The sequence below is a fragment of the Haemophilus influenzae genome (genome assembly GCF_001457655.1).
Lineage (GTDB): Bacteria > Pseudomonadota > Gammaproteobacteria > Enterobacterales > Pasteurellaceae > Haemophilus > Haemophilus influenzae.
Genome location: NZ_LN831035.1, coordinates 962571 through 985531, shown reverse-complemented (window position 1 = coordinate 985531; position 22961 = coordinate 962571). Strand labels below are relative to the sequence as shown.

Annotated in this window: 11 protein-coding genes, 4 tRNA genes, 3 rRNA genes and 1 pseudogene; 9 read left to right on the top strand and 10 right to left on the bottom strand. The window is 39.7% G+C overall.

All coding sequences use genetic code 11. The features are described 5' to 3' along the window. The first annotated feature begins 70 nt into the window (after window positions 1-70). The 3 genes from AT683_RS04945 (at window position 71) to AT683_RS04935 (ending at window position 6082) form a co-directional block, all read left to right on the top strand. Entirely contained in the window at window positions 71-1534 is a 1464-nt protein-coding gene (locus AT683_RS04945; protein ID WP_005687643.1) for an ATP-binding protein, read from the top strand. Between the two features lie 171 nt (window positions 1535-1705). Beyond that, the gene (locus AT683_RS04940) at window positions 1706-2956 is read left to right on the top strand and encodes a restriction endonuclease subunit S (RefSeq protein WP_011271880.1); all 1251 of its coding nucleotides are present in this window, start codon (window positions 1706-1708) and stop codon (window positions 2954-2956) included. Window positions 2957-3055: 99 nt separating this feature from the next. Next, entirely contained in the window at window positions 3056-6082 is a 3027-nt protein-coding gene (locus AT683_RS04935; protein ID WP_011271881.1) for a type I restriction endonuclease subunit R, read from the top strand. 224 nt (window positions 6083-6306) lie between these two features. Here the strand turns inward: AT683_RS04935 and ffh are convergent, their stop codons facing one another. Further along, on the bottom strand, window positions 6307-7686 hold the full coding sequence (ffh, locus tag AT683_RS04930; protein WP_011271882.1) for a signal recognition particle protein: 1380 nt from the start codon (window positions 7684-7686) through the stop codon (window positions 6307-6309). Between the two features lie 280 nt (window positions 7687-7966). On the opposite strand from ffh, the gene AT683_RS04925 reads away from it, so the two are divergent. The 3 genes from AT683_RS04925 (at window position 7967) to AT683_RS04915 (ending at window position 10609) form a co-directional block, all read left to right on the top strand. After that, a complete protein-coding gene (locus AT683_RS04925; protein ID WP_032828395.1) occupies window positions 7967-9229 on the top strand; it encodes an HlyC/CorC family transporter in 1263 nt (420 codons plus the stop codon). Window positions 9230-9357: 128 nt separating this feature from the next. Beyond that, window positions 9358-10128, top strand: a complete 771-nt coding sequence (locus AT683_RS04920) for a threonine/serine exporter family protein (protein ID WP_013525480.1) — start codon at window positions 9358-9360, stop codon at window positions 10126-10128. A 1-nt stretch (window position 10129) separates the two neighbouring features. After that, window positions 10130-10609, top strand: coding sequence for a threonine/serine exporter family protein (locus AT683_RS04915; RefSeq protein WP_011271885.1), 480 nt, complete (start codon window positions 10130-10132; stop codon window positions 10607-10609). Between the two features lie 89 nt (window positions 10610-10698). On the opposite strand, the gene AT683_RS04910 is transcribed toward AT683_RS04915, so the two are convergent. After that, entirely contained in the window at window positions 10699-11040 is a 342-nt protein-coding gene (locus AT683_RS04910) for a hypothetical protein (RefSeq protein ID WP_011271886.1), read from the bottom strand. 166 nt (window positions 11041-11206) lie between these two features. Between AT683_RS04910 and serS the strand changes: the two genes are divergently transcribed. Both serS and AT683_RS04900 read left to right on the top strand, forming a co-directional pair. Continuing rightward, complete coding sequence (gene serS, locus AT683_RS04905; RefSeq protein WP_011271887.1) at window positions 11207-12496, top strand: serine--tRNA ligase; 1290 nt, start codon at window positions 11207-11209, stop codon at window positions 12494-12496. Window positions 12497-12830: 334 nt separating this feature from the next. Further along, window positions 12831-13460, top strand: coding sequence for a glutathione S-transferase family protein (locus AT683_RS04900; protein WP_005654237.1), 630 nt, complete (start codon window positions 12831-12833; stop codon window positions 13458-13460). A 17-nt stretch (window positions 13461-13477) separates the two neighbouring features. Here the strand turns inward: AT683_RS04900 and AT683_RS04895 are convergent. Further along, a pseudogene (locus AT683_RS04895) lies at window positions 13478-13711 on the bottom strand (helix-turn-helix domain-containing protein); the annotation flags it as partial. Between the two features lie 109 nt (window positions 13712-13820). Between AT683_RS04895 and AT683_RS04890 the strand changes: the two are divergent. Continuing rightward, on the top strand, window positions 13821-16058 hold the full coding sequence (locus AT683_RS04890; protein WP_011271889.1) for a TonB-dependent hemoglobin/transferrin/lactoferrin family receptor: 2238 nt from the start codon (window positions 13821-13823) through the stop codon (window positions 16056-16058). 951 nt (window positions 16059-17009) lie between these two features. On the opposite strand, the gene rrf is transcribed toward AT683_RS04890, so the two are convergent. The 7 genes from rrf to AT683_RS04855 all read right to left on the bottom strand — a co-directional run bounded on the left by rrf (window position 17010) and on the right by AT683_RS04855 (window position 22955). Next, window positions 17010-17125: ribosomal RNA gene (gene rrf / locus AT683_RS04885) — 5S ribosomal RNA — on the bottom strand. Window positions 17126-17369: 244 nt separating this feature from the next. Next, a 23S ribosomal RNA gene (locus tag AT683_RS04880) occupies window positions 17370-20485 on the bottom strand. Window positions 20486-20754: 269 nt separating this feature from the next. Further along, a tRNA-Glu gene (locus AT683_RS04875) sits at window positions 20755-20830 on the bottom strand. Between the two features lie 131 nt (window positions 20831-20961). Continuing rightward, window positions 20962-22501 (bottom strand): 16S ribosomal RNA (locus AT683_RS04870). The 16S, 23S and 5S rRNA genes sit together here with 4 tRNA genes alongside, the layout of an rRNA operon. A gap of 177 nt (window positions 22502-22678) precedes the next feature. Then, a tRNA-Pro gene (locus AT683_RS04865) sits at window positions 22679-22755 on the bottom strand. Between the two features lie 21 nt (window positions 22756-22776). Next, window positions 22777-22852 (bottom strand) — tRNA-His (locus AT683_RS04860). 26 nt (window positions 22853-22878) lie between these two features. Further along, a tRNA-Arg gene (locus AT683_RS04855) sits at window positions 22879-22955 on the bottom strand. Between the last annotated feature and the right edge of the window lie 6 nt (window positions 22956-22961).

Sequence of the window (22961 nt, the reverse complement as noted above, 5' to 3'; positions counted from 1 at the left end):
ATAACACATTGAAAAATAATGAATTTTACCTTTTAAGCAAGATTTGGCATGAAATAAGCAAGGAATAATAATGACAGAACCGCTTTCTAAAATTAACGGCATTATCACAAAAAATTATTTAGAGATGCAGCCGGAAAACCAATATTTTGAGCGCAAAGGACTAGGAGAAAAAGACATCAAGCCAACTAAAATAGCTGAAGAATTAGTTGGAATGCTCAATGCTGATGGCGGAGTTTTGGCTTTTGGTGTGGCAGATAATGGCGAAATCCAAGACTTGAATAGCCTTGGCGATAAATTAGATGATTATCGGAAATTGGTTTTCGATTTTATTGCACCGCCTTGTCGGATTGGACTGGAAGAAATTCTGGTTGATGGAAAATTAGTTTTCTTATTCCACGTAGAGCAAGATTTAGAGCGTATTTATTGTCGCAAAGACAATGAAAATGTGTTCTTACGTGTAGCAGATAGTAATCGAGGCCCTCTCACCAGAGAACAAATCAAAAATCTTGAATATGATAAAAATATCCGTCTATTTGAAGATGAAATAGTTCCTGATTTTAATGAAGAAGATTTAGATCAAGAATTATTAGAGCTATATAAAAAGAAAGTTAATTTTACCTCCGATAATATCTTAGATTTATTATACAAGCGAAATTTATTAACCAAAAAGGAAGGTTGTTATCAGTTTAAAAAATCAGCCATTTTACTCTTTTCTACCATGCCGGAACGTTACATTCCTTCAGCATCAGTCCGCTATGTTCGTTATGAAGGTACAGTAGCGAAAGTCGGTACTGAGCATAATGTGATAAAAGACCAACGTTTTGAAAATAATATTCCAAAGCTAATTGAGGAGCTGACCTATTTTTTAAGAGCCTCTTTAAGGGATTATTACTTTCTTGATGTCAATCAGGGAAAATTTATCAAAGTACCGGAATATCCTGAAGAAGCTTGGTTAGAAGGTGTTGTAAATGCGCTTTGTCATCGTTCTTACAATGTTCAAGGTAATGTTATTTATATTAAACATTTCGACGATCGTCTTGAAATTAGTAATAGTGGCCCTCTCCCTGCTCAAGTCACCATTGAAAATATTAAAACGGAACGATTCGCTCGGAATCCACGTATAGCACGAGTTTTAGAGGATCTTGGGTATGTCCGTCAGCTTAATGAAGGCGTTTCCCGTATTTATGAGTCAATGGAAAAATCATTATTGGCAAAGCCTGAATATAGAGAACAAAACAACAATGTTTATCTAACATTGCGCAACCGTGTTACCGCACATGAAAAAACGGTATCTACAGCCACTATGCTGCAGATTGAAAAAGAATGGACAAACTACAACGACACCCAAAAAGCCATTTTGCTTTATCTATTTACAAATGGTACGGCGATATTGTCAGAATTAGTTGACTATACAAAAATCAATCAGAATTCGATCCGAGCGTATTTAAATGCCTTTATTCAGCAAGGTATTATTGAAAGACAAAGTGTAAAACAGCGTGACCCCAATGCCAAATATGCTTTTAGAAAAGATTAAGCAAGGTTTATCGCTTGCTAAGCAAGGAAATTGACAATGCTTAACTTGCTGAAAAATAATGATTTTTATCTTTTAAGCAAGATTTGGCATGAAATAAGCAAGTTTTTTTATAGTTAAACGGACAACAAATTGCATCAATAAGAGCGGTCATATTTTAAGGATTTTTTGCAAATGAGACGATACGAGCGTTACAAAGATTCAGGTGTGGATTGGCTAGGGGAGGTACCGAGCCATTGGGAGTTAAAACGCTTGAAACAATTATTTGTTGAAAAAAAACATAAGCAAAGCCTGTCTCTTAATTGTGGAGCCATTAGTTTTGGTAAAGTTATTGAAAAATCGGATGATAAAGTAACAGAGGCAACAAAACGTTCATATCAAGAGGTGTTAAAAGGCGAGTTTTTAATAAATCCTTTAAACTTAAATTATGACCTAATTAGTTTGAGAATTGCTTTATCAGAAATAGACGTTGTTGTAAGTGCCGGTTACATTGTTTTAAAAGAAAAACAAATAATTAATAAAAAATACTTTTCGTATTTATTACATAGATACGATGTTGCATATATGAAATTATTAGGTTCAGGTGTAAGACAAACGATTAACTATGGGCATATTTCAGACAGTATTTTGGTTATTCCACCTCTCTCCGAACAACAAAAAATCGCGCAATTCCTAGACGATAAAACCGCTAAAATCGATCAGGCGGTGGATTTGGCGGAAAAGCAGATTGCCCTGTTGAAAGAGCACAAGCAGATCCTGATTCAAAATGCCGTAACCCGAGGCTTAAACCCTGATGTGCCGTTAAAAGATTCCGGCGTGGAATGGATAGGGCAAGTGCCGGAGCATTGGGATGTGCAACGTTCAAAATTCATTTTCAAGAAAATAGAAAGAAAAGTGAATGAGGAAGACCAAATTGTTACTTGTTTTAGGGATGGGCAAGTAACTCTGAGAGCTAATCGAAGAACTGAAGGATTTACAAATGCGCTAAAAGAACACGGCTACCAAGGAATTAGAAAAGGTGATTTAGTTATTCACGCTATGGATGCTTTTGCAGGGGCAATTGGTATTTCTGATTCAGATGGTAAAGCAACACCAGTTTATTCCGTTTGTTTGCCTCATGATAAACAAAAAATCGATGTCTATTTTTACGCTTATTACTTAAGAAATCTTGCATTATCAGGATTTATTAGCTCCTTAGCTAAAGGAATTAGAGAGCGTTCAACAGATTTTCGCTATTCTGATTTTGCAGAATTATTACTACCTATTCCTCCATATTTAGAACAGCAAAAAATTGCCGACTACCTAGATAAACAAACCTCTAAAATTGATCGAGCAATCGCATTAAAAACAGCCCATATTGAAAAGCTGAAAGAATATAAAAGCGTGTTGATTAACGATGTGGTGACCGGCAAGGTGCGGGTATAGGTGTGAAAAGTGCGGTCAAAAAATCCGATGGATTTTGAATATCGGCGCGACAACTTGGGCGTAATGAATAAATTTAAAAAATTCACAAAAGGGTGAAAAATGGTTTCAGGAACTAAGGAAAAAGATTTAGAAATTGCCATCGAAAAAGCCTTAACTGGCACTTGGCGTGAAAACATGGAAAATAAGCTGGGCGAGCCGAAGGCTGAATACCTGCCGCGCCATCATGGTTTTAAACTGGCATTTTCACAGGATTTTGATGCGCAGTTTGCCATCGACACACGTCTGTTTTGGCAATTCCTGCAAACCAGCCAAGAGGCAGAACTTGCCCGTTTTCAACAACTCAACCCAAACGACTGGCAGCGTAAAATTTTGGAGCGATTAGACCGCCAAATAAAGAAAAACGGCGTGTTGCACCTGCTGAAAAAAGGCTTGGATATTGATAGCGCCCATTTTGATTTGCTCTACCCCGTTCCGCTTGCCAGCAGCGGCGAAAAGGTCAAGCAGCGTTTTGAACAGAATTTGTTTAGCTGTATGCGTCAAGTGCCTTATTCTGCCTCAAGCAATGAAACGGTGGATATGGTGCTGTTTGCCAATGGCTTGCCGATTATTGCCCTTGAGCTGAAAAACCATTGGACAGGTCAGACAGCCATTGATGCGCAAAAACAATACCTCAACCGTGATTTAAGCCAAACGTTGTTCCATTTCGGGCGTTGTTTGGCGCATTTTGCCTTAGATACGGAAGAAGCTTATATGACCACCAAATTGGCGGGGCCTGCTACGTTTTTCTTGCCGTTTAACTTGGGCAACAACTGCGGTAAGGGTAATCCGCCCAATCCCAATGGACACCGCACGGCGTATTTATGGCAAGAGGTGTTCGGCAAAGCAAGCCTTGCCAACATTATTCAGCATTTTATGCGCTTAGACGGTTCAACCAAAGATCCGTTGGATAAACGTACCCTCTTTTTCCCTCGCTATCACCAATTAGATGTGGTCCGCCGTTTGATTGCTGATGTCAGTGAACATGGCGTGGGTAAACGTTATTTGATTCAACATTCTGCCGGTTCGGGCAAGTCTAATTCCATTACTTGGCTGGCGTATCAGTTGATTGAGGCATATCCGCGCAATGAAAAGGCGGCAAACGGTAGAGAGGCAGACCGCCCGATTTTTGATTCGGTGATTGTCGTAACCGACCGTCGTTTGTTGGATAAGCAACTGCGCGACAATATCAAAGATTTTTCAGAAGTTAAAAACATTGTTGCGCCGGCGTTGAGTTCGGCAGAGTTGCGCCAATCGCTTGAGCAGGGCAAAAAAATCATTATTACCACGATTCAAAAATTCCCGTTTATTGTCGATGGCATTGCTGATTTAGGCGACAAACAATTTGCGGTGATTATTGATGAGGCACACAGCTCACAATCAGGTTCGGCACACGACAATATGAACCGGGCCATCGGCAAAACGGAAGACCTTGATGCTGAAGATGTGCAAGATTTGATTTTACAAACCATGCAATCCCGCAAAATGCACGGCAATGCGTCGTATTTTGCTTTCACCGCCACACCGAAAAACAGCACTTTGGAAAAATTCGGCGAAAAACAGGCGGATGGCAAGTTTAAGCCGTTCCACCTTTATTCTATGAAGCAGGCGATTGAAGAAGGCTTTATTTTGGATGTAATCGCCAATTACACCACCTATAAAAGTTTTTATGAGATCACTAAGTCGATTGAAGATAATCCGGAGTTTGATAGTAAAAAGGCTCAAAGCCGTCTGAAAGCCTATGTGGAGCGTTCGCAACAAACGATTGATACTAAAGCGGAGATAATGCTGGATCATTTTATTTACCAAGTTTTCAACCGTAAAAAACTCAAAGGCAAAGCCAAGGGAATGGTGGTAACGCAAAATATTGAAACCGCCATCCGCTATTTTCAGGCGTTAAAACATTTGCTGGCCGGGCGGGGTAATCCGTTTAAAATTGCGATTGCGTTTTCAGGCAGTAAAGTGGTTGACGGTGTCGAATACACCGAAGCGGAAATGAACGGCTTTGCAGAAAGCGAAACCAAAGAGTATTTCGATCAAGATGAATATCGTTTGCTGGTGGTCGCCAATAAATATCTGACCGGTTTCGATCAGCCGAAATTGTGTGCCATGTATGTGGATAAGAAACTCTCCGGCGTGCTTTGCGTGCAGGCTTTATCTCGTTTGAATCGCAGTGCGAATAAGTTGAGTAAACGCACGGAAGATTTGTTTGTATTGGACTTTTTTAACAGCGTTGAAGATATTCAGCAGGCATTTGAGCCGTTTTATACTTCTACTTCGTTGTCGCAGGCAACCGATGTCAATGTCTTGCATGATTTGAAAGACCGGTTGGATGAAACCGGCGTGTACGAACAAGCGGAGGTCAACGATTTTACTGAAGGCTATTTTGCCAATAAAGACGCACAGCAATTAAGCAGTATGATTGATGTGGCTGTCCAACGTTTTGATGATGAATTGGAATTGGATTTGGATCGAAATGAAAAAGTTGATTTTAAAATCAAGGCAAAACAGTTTTTAAAAATTTACGGGCAAATGGCCTCCATCATCAATTTTGAAAATATCGCTTGGGAAAAGCTCTATTGGTTCCTCAAATTCTTAGTACCCAAATTAAAAGTACAAGACCCGATGGATGAATTTGATGAAATTTTAGATGCAGTGGATTTAAGCTCTTACGGCTTGGCGCGCACCAAGCTGAATTACAGCATTAAATTAGATGATGAAGAAACAGAGCTTGACCCGCAAAACCCCAATCCGCGCGGTACGCATGGTGAAGATAAAGAAAAAGATCCGATTGATGAAATTATTCGTGTATTTAACGAAAGATGGTTTCAAGATTGGAGCGCAACGCCGGATGAGCAACGGGTAAAATTTATCAATATTACCGAGCGCATCCGCAGCCATAAAGACTTTGAGCAGAAATATCAAAATAACCCGGATATTCATACCCGTGAATTGGCTTTCCAAGCCATTTTGCGCGATGTGATGAGCGAACGCCATAGGGATGAATTAGAGCTATACAAACTTTTTGCCAAAGATGCCGCATTTAGAACCGCTTGGACGCAAAGTTTGCAACGGGCTTTGGCTGGATAGAAAAGATTGCCTGAAAAATTAACGTTCGGCTCTCCTTTTCTATCTAAATTAATATCATCGTAAACATTAATTAATTTTTTCACATACTTAAAAGAGAAAATTAAATATAGTTTCCATAACAGCAACGTCGTTAATTAGAATAATTTATAAATTAGCTATAATTCATAAAACACAAAAGTGCGGTAAAAATATTTCTTTTTTAACCGCACTTTTATCTTCTGAAATTATCGTTTAAACATTCCGCCTAAACCGCCTAAGCCTCCGCCCATTAAGCCTTGCATTCCACGCATCATTTTAGCCATGCCGCCTTTACGCATTTTCTTCATCATACGTTGCATTTCATCGAATTGTTTAAGTAATTTATTGACATCTTGCACTTGAGTGCCAGAACCTAATGCAATACGACGACGGCGAGATCCTTTGATAATATCTGGGTTGGCACGTTCTTTTAGGGTCATGGAGTTAATGATCGCTTCCATTTTGACAAACATTTTGTCATCCACTTGATTTTTAACGTGCTCAGGCAAATTTTTTGCACCTGGTAATTTCTCAAGCATAGACATCATGCCACCCATTTTTTTCATTTCGATCAGCTGTTCGCGGAAATCATCTAAAGTGAAATCATCGCCTTTCTTGAATTTCTGCGCCATTTTTTCCGCTTTTTCACGATCAACAGAACGTTCAAGATCCTCAATCAATGAAAGCACATCGCCCATGCCCAAAATACGGGAAGCAACACGATCAGGATGGAACGGCTCAAGTGCCTCCGTTTTCTCACCCACACCCAAGAATTTAATTGGTTTACCTGTGATTTGACGAATCGATAACGCCGCACCACCGCGCGCATCACCGTCCACTTTCGTCAAAATAACCCCTGTAAGAGGCAATGCTTCATTAAAGGCTTTTGCTGTATTTGCCGCATCTTGACCAGTCATCGCATCAACAGTGAAAAGGGTTTCGATTGGATTTAATGCAGCATGGACTTGCTTGATTTCGTCCATCATTTCTGTATCAACGTGTAGGCGACCTGCCGTATCCACAATCAACACATCGTAGAATTTCAGTTTTGCATCAGCAAGTGCCTCTTTAGCAATATCAACGGGGTTTTGTTTAACATCCGATGGAAAAAAATCCACGCCAACGGATTGAGCCAAGGTTTCAAGTTGCTTAATCGCAGCAGGGCGATATACGTCAGCAGACACCACTAACACTTTCTTTTTATGGCGTTCACGCAAGAATTTTGCCAATTTACCCACGCTGGTGGTTTTACCCGCACCTTGTAAACCTGCCATTAAGATAACTGCTGGTGGTTGGGTTGCAAGATTTAAACTTTCATTGGCTTCGCCCATGGCTTTTTCAAGCTCACGCTGAACGATTTTTAAGAACTCTTGCCCTGGCGTTAAACTTTTATTGACTTCTTCCCCAAGCGCGCTTTCTTTTACTTTTGCGATAAATTCACGCACCACAGGCAAGGCAACATCGGCTTCAAGTAATGCCATACGCACTTCGCGCAAGGTTTCTTTAATATTATCTTCCGTTAAACGGCCTTTTCCTGTGATATTACGTAAGGTTTTGGAAAGGCGATCCGATAAATTCTCAAACATGGCTAACAATCCTGTTTTTCTTAAAAAATTGTGCTGATTATACCGAAATTTAGGCGTTTTTCATCATTTCAAATGAAAATGGATTTTTGAGTAGGCAATTTCATGAAGAAAGCATAGGAGATAAGGAAAAAGAATGATTATTTAGCCAATTTCAGGTATTATTCTGCCCACTCTTGGCTATTTGAGCAGCTATTTGATTTAGCAAAATCAAATAACAGGTAAAAAGTGCGGTGAAAAATGACCGCACTTTTTGTTGATTAACGAACAAAAGGATTTTCCCTTGGATAGCATTCCCCTTAGTACTTTATTTATTATTCTTATTATCTGTTTAGTTTTATCAGCCTATTTTTCTGGTTCTGAAACTGGACTACTCTCCCTCAATAAATATCGTCTTCGTTTTCTATCTGAACAAGGCAATAAAGGCGCGAAAAAAGCGGAAAAACTGCTAGAAAAGCCAGATACTTTGTTAAGTTTTATTCTTATTTTTAATAACCTTGTGAATATCAGCGCATCTGCAATTGCAACAGTAATTGGTATGCGTTTATATGGCGATGCTGGCGTGGCGATTGCAACGGGTTTGCTCACTTTCGTAATGCTTGTATTTTCTGAAATATTCCCCAAAACGGTGGCTGCAATGCACGCAGAAAAAGTGAGTTTTTTTTCAAGTCATATTTTAACTTCATTGCTTAAAATCTTTTATCCGCTCGTTTGGTTAATGAATATTTTTACTAAATCCTTGATGCAAATAGTAGGGTTAAAACTTGATATGCAAAAACAAGTAATTAGTAGTGAAGAACTGCGTAGTATTGTGTCAGAAGCAGGCGAAGCAACACCAAATGAACAACATCCACAAATGTTGCTGTCTATTTTGGATATGGAGACAGTCACTGTTGATGACATTATGGTTCCCCGCAACGAAATCGGCGGTATAAATATTGATGATGATTGGCGAGCTATTATGCGCCAGCTCAATCATGCTGCACATAACCGCGTGGTGCTTTACAAAGGCAGCCTTGATGAACAAGTGCTTGGCATTTTGCGCGTGCGTGAAGCATTCCGCTTACTGCTTGAAAAAAATGAATTTACCAAAGAAACCTTAATTCGTGCCGCAGATGAAGTGTATTTCATTCCTGAAAGCACGCCATTAAAAACGCAACTTGCAAATTTCCGTACAAATAAAGAGCGAATTGGCTTAGTTGTAGATGAATACGGCGATATTAAAGGGCTTGTGACGTTGGAAGATATTTTGGAAGAAATTGTTGGGGATTTTACCACTTCCACCGCCCCAAGCATTGACAAAGAAGTAATTCAACAGTCTGATGGTTCAATGATTATCGATGGCTCCGCTAATCTACGCGATCTCAACAAAATGTTTAACTGGGAATTAGATACAGAAGATGCTCGTACTTTTAATGGTTTAATCTTAGAACACTTAGAGGAAATACCCGATGAAGGCACGATTTGCGAAATTGATGGTTTGCTAATCACTATTCTTGAAGTGGGCGATAATATGATAAAACAGGCGAAAGTCGTCAAACTTTAATCATAAAAAACTCCGCCAAATTGAACCGCACTTTTGACTTGGATCATAAGTGCGGTTCTTTTTTTGCGCATTTTTTAGAAAAGATTTTTATAATTCTTTCTAGGTATATTTTGATAGAGAAGAAAGATATGGAACACGAATATCAACGGGCGGTGACTCGCGTGTGCGTACAAACGGCACTGCTCTTGTTACAACATGGGGCAGAAAGTACCGTGGTGGTGCAAATGGCACAGCGTTTAGGCGTAGCACTTGGCGTAGAAAGTGTAGAATGTGCGCTTACGGCAAATGCAGTTGTGCTGACGACCTTATCAGATAATCATTGCATTACTACCGCACGAAAAAATACAGATAAAGGCATTAATATGCAAATGGTTACTGATGTTCAACGCATTGTGATTGCCGTTGAGCATCATTTGTATGAGTTAGAGATCGTACAAAGAAAACTGGATCAATTAAAACCGCTTAAATATAACCGATGGTTAGTTGTATTCATGATTGGCTTATCTTGTGCAGCATTCGCCCATTTATCTGGCGGAGACTGGATAATTTGTAGCATTACCTTTGTGGCAGCCGCCATTGCCATGTTTGTGCGACAAGAATTTTCTAAACGGCACTATAATCCCCTTATCGTCTTTTCCATCACCTCTTTCGTCGCCTCTCTGATTTCTGGCGTGAGCTTAAAATATAACTTAGGTAACGATCCTCAAATTGCTTTAGCGTCTAGTGTGTTATTACTTGTGCCAGGGTTTCCTCTGATTAATTCTTTGGCGGATATATTAAAAGGTTATGTGAATATGGGATTAGGCCGTTGGACGATTGCGACTGTTCTCACTTTTGGCGCATGTCTTGGTATTGTATTCGCTTTAAGCCTATTACATATTACAACTTGGGGGCATTAAAATGTTATCAGACATCACAATATTTATCTTGAAATTACTCGATGATATGCTATGTGCTGCGATTCCAGCGGTGGGCTTTGCTTTAGTATTTAATGTGCCGCCCAAAGCCTTAAAATATTGTGCAATTTTAGCCGCACTTGGGCATGTTACACGCACATTATTACTGCATATTAATATGCCTATTGTATTTGCTACATTCTTTGCCACTTGTGTGATTGGATTTTTAGGCGTGCATCTTTCCCATCGTTATTTAGCCCATCCCAAAGCCTTCACCGTTGCCGCAATTATCCCCATGATCCCCGGTGTTCATGCTTATAAAGCAATGATTTCAATGGTACAAATTCATCATTTTGGCTTTTCTGATGCTTTATTTGAACAGATGATTAGCTCCTTTATTAATACCAGTTTTATCCTAGGCGCAATAGTATTTGGATTAGCTTTACCAGGCTTATTGTTTTATCGACAAAAACCTGTGGTGTAACACTAAAAACAGTGCAACAAAAAAGCCGACATTTGTCGGCTTTCTACTATTCTTGTGATTTTTTCTTGAGGTATTCATAAAGCTCATCTTTAATCCGTAATTTTTCTTTTTTCAAATAACGATTTCCATTTTGTAATCAATTCATTATTTAATGTTTGGCGCGCTTGATTATTCACATAACGAATGTATTCCACAAAAAGTTGATCCTCTTCTTTACGATCAAAAGAGGATAGAATTAATTGATTAAGATTATTTTCTTGAGAAAACTTAAAATGTGAGGCAATTTGCTGAACAGTTTCATTTTCAACTTTAGCTCTCGCTTTCACAAAATCAGATTGATTTAAAAAAGCCACTAATTGAGCGGATGAAGTAAGAATTTTTGTAAATTCATGATACGCAGAATCTGTCGCCTTACGCTCAATTTTTACCATATCAACGGCATCAGCATCACCACTAACTAAATGGGGCGTGGATTCTAATACAAAGTGCGGTCAATTTTTCTTTATTTTTATACGTTGGCTTTTAAACTGGTTTATTTGAAGAAAGCACGCTAGAATAAGATTGTTTTCATTTCAACGAAAAAAGTAAGGAAATTCTATGATCGATCCAAATTTACTCCGTAATAATTTAGCAGAAGTCGCAGAAAAATTAAAAGTAAAACGCAACTTTATGCTTGATACGGAAAAACTCACCGCGTTAGAAGATCAGCGCAAAAACTTACAAGTCACTACCGAAAACTTACAAGCGGAACGTAATGCTCGTTCCAAAGCCATTGGTGCTGCTAAAGTGCGTGGTGAAGATATCGCACCATTATTGGCAGAAATGGATGATATGGGCAATCAATTGACTGAAGCAAAAGCACAATTAGATGCGGTACTTGCAGAAATCAATCAAATTGCATTAAGTATTCCAAATCTACCCGCAGACGAAGTGCCATTAGGCAAAGATGACACAGAAAATAAAGAAATCTTACGTTGGGGTACACCGCATACATTTGATTTTGAAGTGAAAGATCATATCACTTTGGGTGAAGAAGCAAATGGCTTAGATTTTGCTGCTGGGGCTAAATTAGCTGGTGCGCGTTTTGCCGTAATGAAAGGTCAAATCGCTAAAATGCACCGCGCATTGGCACAATTCATGTTAGATCTTCATACTGAACAACACGGCTATTTAGAAACCTATGTGCCTTATTTAGTAAATCACGCAACACTTTATGGTACAGGGCAATTACCAAAATTCGGGGAAGATTTATTCCATACTTTAGCCTTAGAAGGCGAACAACCTTACGCATTAATTCCAACCGCAGAAGTGCCCGTCACTAATTTAGTGCGTGATGTAATTATTGATGAAGCAGAATTACCAATAAAAATGACCGCACATACGCCATGTTTCCGTTCTGAAGCTGGCTCTTACGGTCGTGATACTCGTGGTTTAATTCGTATGCACCAATTTGATAAAGTAGAAATGGTACAAATCGTTGATCCAGATAAATCAATGGAAGCACTTGAAGAATTAACAGGTCATGCGGAAAAAGTATTGCAATTATTAAATTTACCATACCGTAAAGTTTTACTTTGCACAGGCGATATGGGCTTTGGTTCTTGCAAAACTTACGATTTAGAAGTTTGGCTGCCTGCACAAAATACTTATCGAGAAATTTCTTCTTGCTCAAATATGTGGGATTTCCAAGCTCGCCGTATGCAAGCTCGCTGTAAAGCAAAAGGCGATAAGAAAACTCGCTTAGTGCACACATTAAATGGTTCAGGCTTAGCGGTTGGTCGTACTTTAGTGGCTGTACTTGAAAACTATCAAAATGCCGATGGTTCAATTACCGTGCCAGAAGAGCTACGTCCATATATGGGCGGATTAGACGTTATCGGAAAATAATCCTTCTAGAAGATAAAAAAGCGTGGATTTTAAAATTTCCACGCTTTTTTATTATCAAAGCCTTACAATAACTGTTTTAAATTTTTTGGCATTCAAGCCAATTAGGAACTTTATTCTATTATAAAATTATATCTATAACATAGAAAATTTATCTTTCAATTGACATCAATATCCAGAGCATTACTCTAAAAAACATATCAAAGTATCTAAATTGTTATAATATTAGTTCACTTTACGATTAAACAATAGTAAGAAGCAATTTTAATAAGTTAGATATTCCACGTATAAAACAGTATAATTCCATCAATAGATCATAAACCAACAGGAGTATTTTATGAAATTATATGGTTTAATTGGTGCGTGTTCATTTGTTCCACATGTGGCATTAGAGTGGGTAAAAATACGTGAAAATGCTGATTATGAATTTGAACCTGTCACTCGTGAGTTAATTAAATCACCTGAATTTTTATCATTGAATCCACGCGGGGCAGTACCTGTATTAGTTGATGGCGATTTAGTTCTTTCGCAGAACCAAGCGATTTTGCACTATTTAGATGAACTTTATCCTAATTCAAAATTATTTGGTAGCAAAACCGTACGTGATAAAGCCAAAGCAGCTCGCTGGTTAGCATTTTTTAATTCCGATGTGCATAAATCATTTGTGCCTCTGTTCCGTTTGCCAAACTATGCAAAAGATAACGAAACACTTGCACACACTATTCGCCAACAAGCAGTAGAGCAAATTTTAGATCAACTTGCAGTCGCAAATGAGCATTTAGAAAGTCACATTTATTTTGGAGAAGATATTTCCGTTGCAGATGCCTATCTTTACATTATGCTCAATTGGTGTCGAGCAGTGGGTATAGATTTCAGCCACTTAACACAACTTTCGGCTTTTATGCAACGTGTTGAGACTGATCAAGCTGTCGAAAATGTGAGAAAAAGTGAAGAACTAAAAGTATAAACAGGAAGTTTCTACAAAAATTGCCCGTTTTTAACCGTTTGTATCACGTTAAGTTTAAATTTAAGTGAGTAATTTCGCTTCTTACCCAACACAGCTAACCAATTGATTCTACTATGATTAAACTGGTTAATCCAATGTCGCAATGTTCTACTGTCAAGTTGAAAATGTTTACTGATGAGTGAATAATTTTTACCATTTTGAATATAAAATTCGATGACTTGTTGTTTGAAAAGAGTGTTGTATTTGGCTATAAAAAATCTGCATCTTACAATTAATTTATATAAGTAAAAATATCTTGCTTTTATCATCGTTAAACTTAGAATAAATATAAATAATTATCATTAAGATTTAAGGGTATATATGAATATTTTAATTAATAAACGTATCTTTTTATTAGTTACCCTTGTAGGTATTCAACTAAATGTAACCGCAAAACAAAATTCTTCTAATTCTAATAGAGAGGAGTTATTACCTATTATTGTGAACACTAATGATGATAGTAATAAACTACCTGGTCGTTCAGTATTAAAACAGAAAAATATCGAACAACAACAAGCTGATAATGCAGCAAACTTAATTAATATCTTACCAGGTGTGAATATGGCTGGCGGATTTCGTCCTGGTGGGCAAACATTAAATATTAATGGAATGGGTGACGCTGAAGATGTTAGAGTGCAGTTAGATGGGGCTACAAAAAGTTTTGAAAAATACCAACAGGGTTCTATTTTTATTGAGCCTGAATTATTAAGAAGAGTAACAGTAGACAAAGGAAATTATTCTCCTCAATATGGTAATGGTGGTTTTGCTGGAACAGTAAAATTTGAAACTAAGGCTGCTAGGGATTTCTTGCAAGAAAACCAGAAAATAGGTGGTTTTTTAAAGTATGGAAATAATAGCAATAATAACCAAAAAACTTATAGTACTGCACTAGTTTTACAAAATGAACAAAAAAATATTGATTTATTATTATTTGGTTCTGTAAGAAATGCTGGCGATTATAAAAGACCCGATAATAGCAAAATTCTTTTTTCAAAAAATAATCAAAAAACCGGATTAATAAAAGTAAATTGGCAAATTTCACCCGAGCATTTACTCACATTATCGAGTGTTTATGGTATTCATAAAGGCTGGGAGCCTTTCGCAGCAAAAAGAGATATCCTACCTAAACCAAGTTCGGGTGATATAATGCGTTATGGTGCTGATATTGCTTGGAAACGTAAACTGGTTTATCGAGATCAAAAAGATAAAAATTACACATTAAAATACAACTATCTACCTGAAAATAACCCATGGATTAACTTATCTACTCAGTTCAGCTACAGTAAAACCACACAAAATGATACTCGCCCCGAAAAAGCCCCTCCTGTATTTCTGGGTACACTCGGTAATCAAAGCTGGATAACTTATTCAGATCTTACTTTTGATATAAATAACACAAGTACTTTTAATATCAAAAGTACTCGGCATGAACTACTATTTGGTTTGCAATGGTTAAAAAACACAAGAAATACTTTAATGTACGATAAAAGTAAAGTGAAAAAAGAGGACTATAATTATGGCTATTTTCAACCTTATTATATGCCTTCTGGACGTCAATATACACAGGCACTTTATTTACAAGATCAAATAACATGGAAGAATATAATTTTTAGCACAGGAGTGCGTTATGACCATATCAATAATATAGGGCAGAAAAATTTTGCACCACAATATAATGATATATCTGTGGGGCAGAATTATAGTCAGAAAAATTATAATGGCTGGTCTTATTATTTAGGTCTTAAGTATGATGTAAACCATTATTTAAGTTTATTTACAAATTTTAGTAGAACTTGGCGTGCACCTGTTATTGATGAACAATATGAGACGCAATATAAGCAATCTTCTGGGCCTGTAACAGCAACCTCTTTAAATTTAGAAAAAGAAATGATTAATCAAACGAGAGTGGGTGGAATTATTACTCTCAATCATCTATTTCAGGAAAATGATGTTTTTCAATTTAGAACTACTTATTTTTACAATCGCGGCAAGAATGAAATATTTAAAACCAGAGGAGTTAATTGTGTAGGCAATGCTGCAGATACCAATCATGTTTGTCCTAAAATCATTGGAAATTATCGTAATTTGCCAGGTTATGTTATTCAAGGTGCAGAGTTAGAAGCTTATTACCAATCTACTTATTTATTTGGTGAGATAACATATTCTTATGTAAAAGGAAAACGTGACACCTCACCAAGAAACCCATGGGGTAAAACCTCAACATGGATTGCAGAAATACCCCCTAGAAAAGCAACTACTGCTTTAGGTTTTAATATTCCCAAATATAATTTTACAGCTGGCTGGCGTGCTGAGTTTGTAAGAAGACAAGATCGATCACCATTATCTGGTGACCCTGAAGCAAAATATTGGTCATTGCCAGCTTCAAGAGGATATAGCCTACATAACCTATTCCTTTCTTGGAGCCCTGCAAAAATTAAAGGTATGAATATTAAGATTACAGTGGATAATTTATTCAATCGAGCATACAACCCTTATCTAGGCGAATTGGCTTCTGGAACAGGTAGAAATATCAAATTTAGCCTATCTCAGAAATTTTAGAATAAATAGCCCGATTGAATCTAATCGGGCTTTATCATAACTATAATTAAGCAAAACCTAACTATAATGTCCATTATACAAGATTAATCATAAATATACTTTTTTGAAAAAAATTTACAGAAAATTTATCTTAATATAGGAGATATATTAAGATAAATACATCATTAAAGAATGTAGAGATAATAGGTATAATCCCCTATACTAATTTTAGTATTCTTTGAAGAGCAAATTTAAATAATAAATCCAAAATAAATACAATATCTGAAATTATAGATGAGTATTAAAATTATATTTTATCTTTACCCTATTACTATTCATAATAGAAACTAAACTCACCTAAAAATTTAAATATAATTTAATGTCTAGTCTAACAACAAAGCCAACGCATATTTATTCTTGTTTTTCTTTCTTTCCGATTAATATCATTAGTTTTCACAAATATCACTATTCAAAACGACACCTTATGTCTTACTAACTTTTCTAATATAAGAATATCATTAGAATAAACTATTAAGAAGAAAGTTAAAGCTCCAGTATTATGTAACAAGTTATTAATAATTTGATATAACTTTTCATATAAAAGCAATGTACCTTTATAACATAATTACAATGTATCCTGTTATAAATTTATAGCAATGTCCTAAATAGTAAAGAGTACGAACAAAATACATATAGGTTATTAATTACTTTAAAAATATTAGAATATATTTATAGATTTAGGAATAATTACATTTATCTATCAAAGTATGGTTAATCTAGAGAAATTTTTTACAGCAATACAACAACCTTACAAAGAATTCAAATATTCTGATTTTTAGGAAAAAACAAAAACCCTAGTTTTTCAACTGGGGTTATTTTTTCTTTATCTAATTTTTTTAATTTTAATTCTGTTTTTACTTAATTTAATTTTATCTGTCTTAGATAGATTTATATTTAGATTTTTATTTGGTAACCCGGCGGTGCCCTACTCTCACATGGGGAAACCCCACACTACCATCGGCATTACAGCGTTTCACTTCTGAGTTCGGTATGGTCTCAGGTGGTTCCACCGCACTATCGCCGCCGGGATAATTCTTTGATAACTCGTCTTTTCTCTTTTATCTCTCGTCTCTTTTATCTCTCGTTACTCAGTCTTTCCTCTACCTTTCACTCGTTCTTATTGGTCACAAGCTGAACTCAATTTTCTCTCTATTAAGTCTTCTATATTTACTTTTCTTTGTTTAGTCTTTTACTTCGGTTTCCGCTCTACTTTTATTTGCTTCGCTTTTCATCTCTTACTTCACTTAGCTCCCAAAAACACTTGAGCGTTGTATAGTTAAGCCTCTCGGGCAATTAGTATCTGTTAGCTCAATGTATCACTACACTTACACACCTGACCTATCTACGTCGTAGTCTACAACAACCCTTACTGACTTAAAGTCAGGGATGACTCATCTCTTGGCAAGTTTCGTGCTTAGATGCTTTCAGCACTTATCTCTTCCGCATTTAGCTACCCAGCAATGCCTCTGGCGAGACAACTGGAACACCAGTGATGCGTCCACTCCGGTCCTCTCGTACTAGGAGCAGCCCCAATCAATCATCCAACGCCCACGGCAGATAGGGACCGAACTGTCTCACGACGTTCTAAACCCAGCTCGCGTACCACTTTAAATGGCGAACAGCCATACCCTTGGGACCTACTTCAGCCCCAGGATGTGATGAGCCGACATCGAGGTGCCAAACACCGCCGTCGATATGAACTCTTGGGCGGTATCAGCCTGTTATCCCCGGAGTACCTTTTATCCGTTGAGCGATGGCCCTTCCATTCAGAACCACCGGATCACTATGACCTACTTTCGTACCTGCTCGACTTGTCTGTCTCGCAGTTAAGCTTGCTTATACCATTGCACTAACCTCACGATGTCCGACCGTGATTAGCAAACCTTCGTGCTCCTCCGTTACGCTTTGGGAGGAGACCGCCCCAGTCAAACTACCCACCAGACACTGTCCGAGACCACGTTTCGTCATCTTCGTTAGAACATCAAACGTTAAAGGGTGGTATTTCAAGGTCGCCTCCACAATGACTGGCGTCACTGCTTCAAAGGCTCCCACCTATCCTACACATCAAAATTCAATGTTCAGTGTCAAGCTATAGTAAAGGTTCACGGGGTCTTTCCGTCTAGCCGCGGGTACACCGCATCTTCACGGCGATTTCAATTTCACTGAGTCTCGGGTGGAGACAGCCTGGCCATCATTATGCCATTCGTGCAGGTCGGAACTTACCCGACAAGGAATTTCGCTACCTTAGGACCGTTATAGTTACGGCCGCCGTTTACTGGGGCTTCGATCAGGTGCTTCTCTTGCGATGACACCATCAATTAACCTTCCAGCACCGGGCAGGCATCACACCCTATACGTCCACTTTCGTGTTTGCAGAGTGCTGTGTTTTTAATAAACAGTTGCAGCCAGCTGGTATCTTCGACCGGTTCAACCTTCGCCCGCTAGGGACTACAATCTACGCCGGCGCACCTTCTCCCGAAGTTACGGTGCTATTTTGCCTAGTTCCTTCACCCGAGTTCTCTCAAGCGCCTGAGTATTCTCTACCTGACCACCTGTGTCGGTTTTCAGTACGGTTTAGTAAAGCCTTTCGCTTAGTGGCTTTTCCTGGAAGTGTGGTATCAGTTACTTCAGCTCCGTAGAGCCTCGTCATCATCTCTCTGTGTTAAGGAAGTCCGGATTTGCCTAAACTTCCCACCTACCAACTTAAACGCACATATCCAACAGTGCGATAACCTAACCTACTCCGTCCCCACATCGCAGCTTTACCAAGTACAGGAATATTAACCTGTTTCCCATCGACTACGCTTTTCAGCCTCGCCTTAGGAGCCGACTCACCCTGCCCCGATTAACGTTGGACAGGAACCCTTGGTCTTCCGGCGAACGGGTTTTTCACCCGTTTTATCGTTACTTATGTCAGCATTCGCACTTGTGATACGTCCAGCCCACCTCTCGATGAACCTTCTTCCGCTTACACAACGCTCCCCTACCCAACAGGCGTATCACTAATAATCCTTACTTCAAAAATACCCCGACTCAACGTTCGGGTTGCTTGAACAACCTTTCATGTCGCTTCGCGCCATTCCATGTTGTTAATCGTAAGGCGTATTAGTGATACGCCTGATGCCGCAGCTTCGGTGCTATATTTCAGCCCCGTTACATCTTCCGCGCAGGCCGACTCGACTAGTGAGCTATTACGCTTTCTTTAAATGATGGCTGCTTCTAAGCCAACATCCTAGCTGTCTAAGCCTTCCCACTTCGTTTCCCACTTAATATAGACTTGGGGACCTTAGCTGGCGGTCTGGGTTGTTTCCCTCTCCACGACGGACGTTAGCACCCGCCGTGTGTCTCCTGAGTATCACTCTTTGGTATTCGTAGTTTGCATCGGGTTGGTAATCCGGGATGGACCCCTAGCCGAAACAGTGCTCTACCCCCAAAGGTGTCACCTCAAGGCTCTACCTAAATAGATTTCGGGGAGAACCAGCTATCTCCCGGTTTGATTGGCCTTTCACCCCCAGCCACAAGTCATCCGCTAATTTTTCAACATTAGTCGGTTCGGTCCTCCAGTTAGTGTTACCCAACCTTCAACCTGCCCATGGCTAGATCACCGGGTTTCGGGTCTATACCTTGCAACTATTCGCCCAGTTAAGACTCGGTTTCCCTTCGGCTCCCCTATTCGGTTAACCTCGCTACAAAATATAAGTCGCTGACCCATTATACAAAAGGTACGCAGTCACCCCATCACTTAATCCCACTGCTTCTTTTGGGTGGTTTGACTCGCTTCGCTCCTCTTACCATTGTTTAAGTGCGGTTGCTTTTCATCACCTTCCAATCGGATTAAGTGATGGGGCTCCCACTGCTTGTACGTACAAGGTTTCAGGTTCTATTTCACTCCCCTCACCGGGGTTCTTTTCGCCTTTCCTTCACAGTACTGGTTCACTATCGGTCAATCAGGAGTATTTAGCCTTGGAGGATGGGCCCCCCTTCTTCAAACAGGATATCACGTGTCCCGCCCTACTTCTCGTTAGCTTAGTACCACAATATGGTTTTTAGATACGGGATTATCACCCTCTTTGATTGTGCTTCCCAACACATTCTCCTCACTATACTGCTATCACTTACTGGCTCTTTCGCTTTCGCTCGCCGCTACTGACGAAATCTCGGTTGATTTCTTTTCCTCGGGGTACTTAGATGTTTCAGTTCTCCCGGTTTGCCTCAACAAGCTATGAATTCACTTGTTGATAGTAGATTCTTCATCTACTGGGTTTCCCCATTCGGATATCTTGGATTAAACGCCTCTTATCGACTCATCCAAGCTTTTCGCAGATTAGCACGTCCTTCTTCGCCTCTGATTGCCAAGGCATCCACCTTGTACGCTTAGTCACTTAACTATACAACCTCAAATGTTTTCAATCACTTTACGTTTTCACTTCAAAGTGCGGTCAATTTGATGCGTATTTTTATTCAACTAAACACTTGATTGCTTTTGTTCAATCAAGATTTTTTTACAAAACAGGTTTGTTTTTAGAGTTTCCTTTTCAGTTCTCTCTTTCACTTTCCTGTCTTGCCTACTCAGACTTTCTCTCGAAAATCTCTTGTTTTCAGCTTGTTTCCAATTTTTTAAAGAACAGTAAGACAATCTAATAAAGTTATCTTTAATTGGCGTCCCCACGGGGATTCGAACCCCGGTTACCGCCGTGAAAGGGCGATGTCCTAGGCCTCTAGACGATGGGGACATCAATTAAAGATACTCTATTTTCTTTTTATCTTTTAACGTTTATTTTTCAACGTTGCTTTCGCTTCGTTTTTAATCTTGTCTACAACTATCAGCCAATCTGTGTGAGCACTCGCTGTCTCTCGTCTTCAGTAAGGAGGTGATCCAACCGCAGGTTCCCCTACGGTTACCTTGTTACGACTTCACCCCAGTCATGAATCATACCGTGGTAAACGCCCTCCAAAAGGTTAAGCTATCTACTTCTGGTACAACCCACTCCCATGGTGTGACGGGCGGTGTGTACAAGGCCCGGGAACGTATTCACCGCGACATTCTGATTCGCGATTACTAGCGATTCCGACTTCATGGAGTCGAGTTGCAGACTCCAATCCGGACTTAGACGTACTTTATGAGATTCGCTCCACCTCGCAGCTTCGCTTCCCTCTGTATACGCCATTGTAGCACGTGTGTAGCCCTACTCGTAAGGGCCATGATGACTTGACGTCATCCCCACCTTCCTCCAGTTTATCACTGGCAGTCTCCTTTGAGTTCCCGACCAAGTCGCTGGCAACAAAGGATAAGGGTTGCGCTCGTTGCGGGACTTAACCCAACATTTCACAACACGAGCTGACGACAGCCATGCAGCACCTGTCTCTAAGTTCCCGAAGGCACAAGCTCATCTCTGAGCTCTTCTTAGGATGTCAAGAGTAGGTAAGGTTCTTCGCGTTGCATCGAATTAAACCACATGCTCCACCGCTTGTGCGGGCCCCCGTCAATTCATTTGAGTTTTAACCTTGCGGCCGTACTCCCCAGGCGGTCGATTTATCACGTTAGCTACGGGCGCCAGAGTTAAACCCCAACCCCCAAATCGACAGCGTTTACAGCGTGGACTACCAGGGTATCTAATCCTGTTTGCTCCCCACGCTTTCGCACATGAGCGTCAGTACATTCCCAAGGGGCTGCCTTCGCCTTCGGTATTCCTCCACATCTCTACGCATTTCACCGCTACACGTGGAATTCTACCCCTCCCTAAAGTACTCTAGTTACCCAGTCTGAAATGCAATTCCCAGGTTAAGCCCGGGGCTTTCACACCTCACTTAAATAACCGCCTGCGTGCCCTTTACGCCCAGTTATTCCGATTAACGCTCGCACCCTCCGTATTACCGCGGCTGCTGGCACGGAGTTAGCCGGTGCTTCTTCTGTATTTAACGTCAATTTGATGTGCTATTAACACATCAACCTTCCTCAATACCGAAAGAACTTTACAACCCGAAGGCCTTCTTCATTCACGCGGCATGGCTGCGTCAGGGTTCCCCCCATTGCGCAATATTCCCCACTGCTGCCTCCCGTAGGAGTCTGGACCGTGTCTCAGTTCCAGTGTGGCTGGTCATCCTCTCAGACCAGCTAGAGATCGCAGGCTTGGTAGGCATTTACCCCACCAACTACCTAATCCCACTTGGGCTCATCCTATGGCATGCGGCTTTACAGTCCCGCACTTTCGTCTCTCGACACTACGCGGTATTAGCGACAGTTTCCCGTCGTTATCCCCCTCCATAAGCCAGATTCCCAAGCATTACTCACCCGTCCGCCACTCGTCAGCAAGAAAGCAAGCTTCCTCCTGCTACCGTTCGACTTGCATGTGTTAAGCCTGCCGCCAGCGTTCAATCTGAGCCATGATCAAACTCTTCAATTCAAGTTCAATCGCTCAATAAACTACTTAGCTATAAATAGAAACACTACTTAAAAAAGTAATGATGAATTTTCAGTTAAGCACCTATTAAGACTTCAAAATTAAAAATAGTTTTAAAACAAGTCAATCAACAAGTGCCCACACAGATTGTCTGATATATTGTTAAAGAGCAAAATAAAGTGGTCGGCGAGATAGGATTTGAACCTACGACCCACTGGTCCCAAACCAGTTGCGCTACCAAGCTGCGCTACTCGCCGTCAGATCTTATAAAGATAAGATGGGGTGGCTAATGGGATTCGAACCCACGACAACTGGAATCACAATCCAGGGCTCTACCAACTGAGCTATAGCCACCATTAAAAGTTGTTATTGCACTGACCTGGCGCGCTCGACAAGATTCGAACTTGCGACCTTTGGCTCCGGAGGCCAACGCTCTATCCAACTGAGCTACGAACGCGTTACT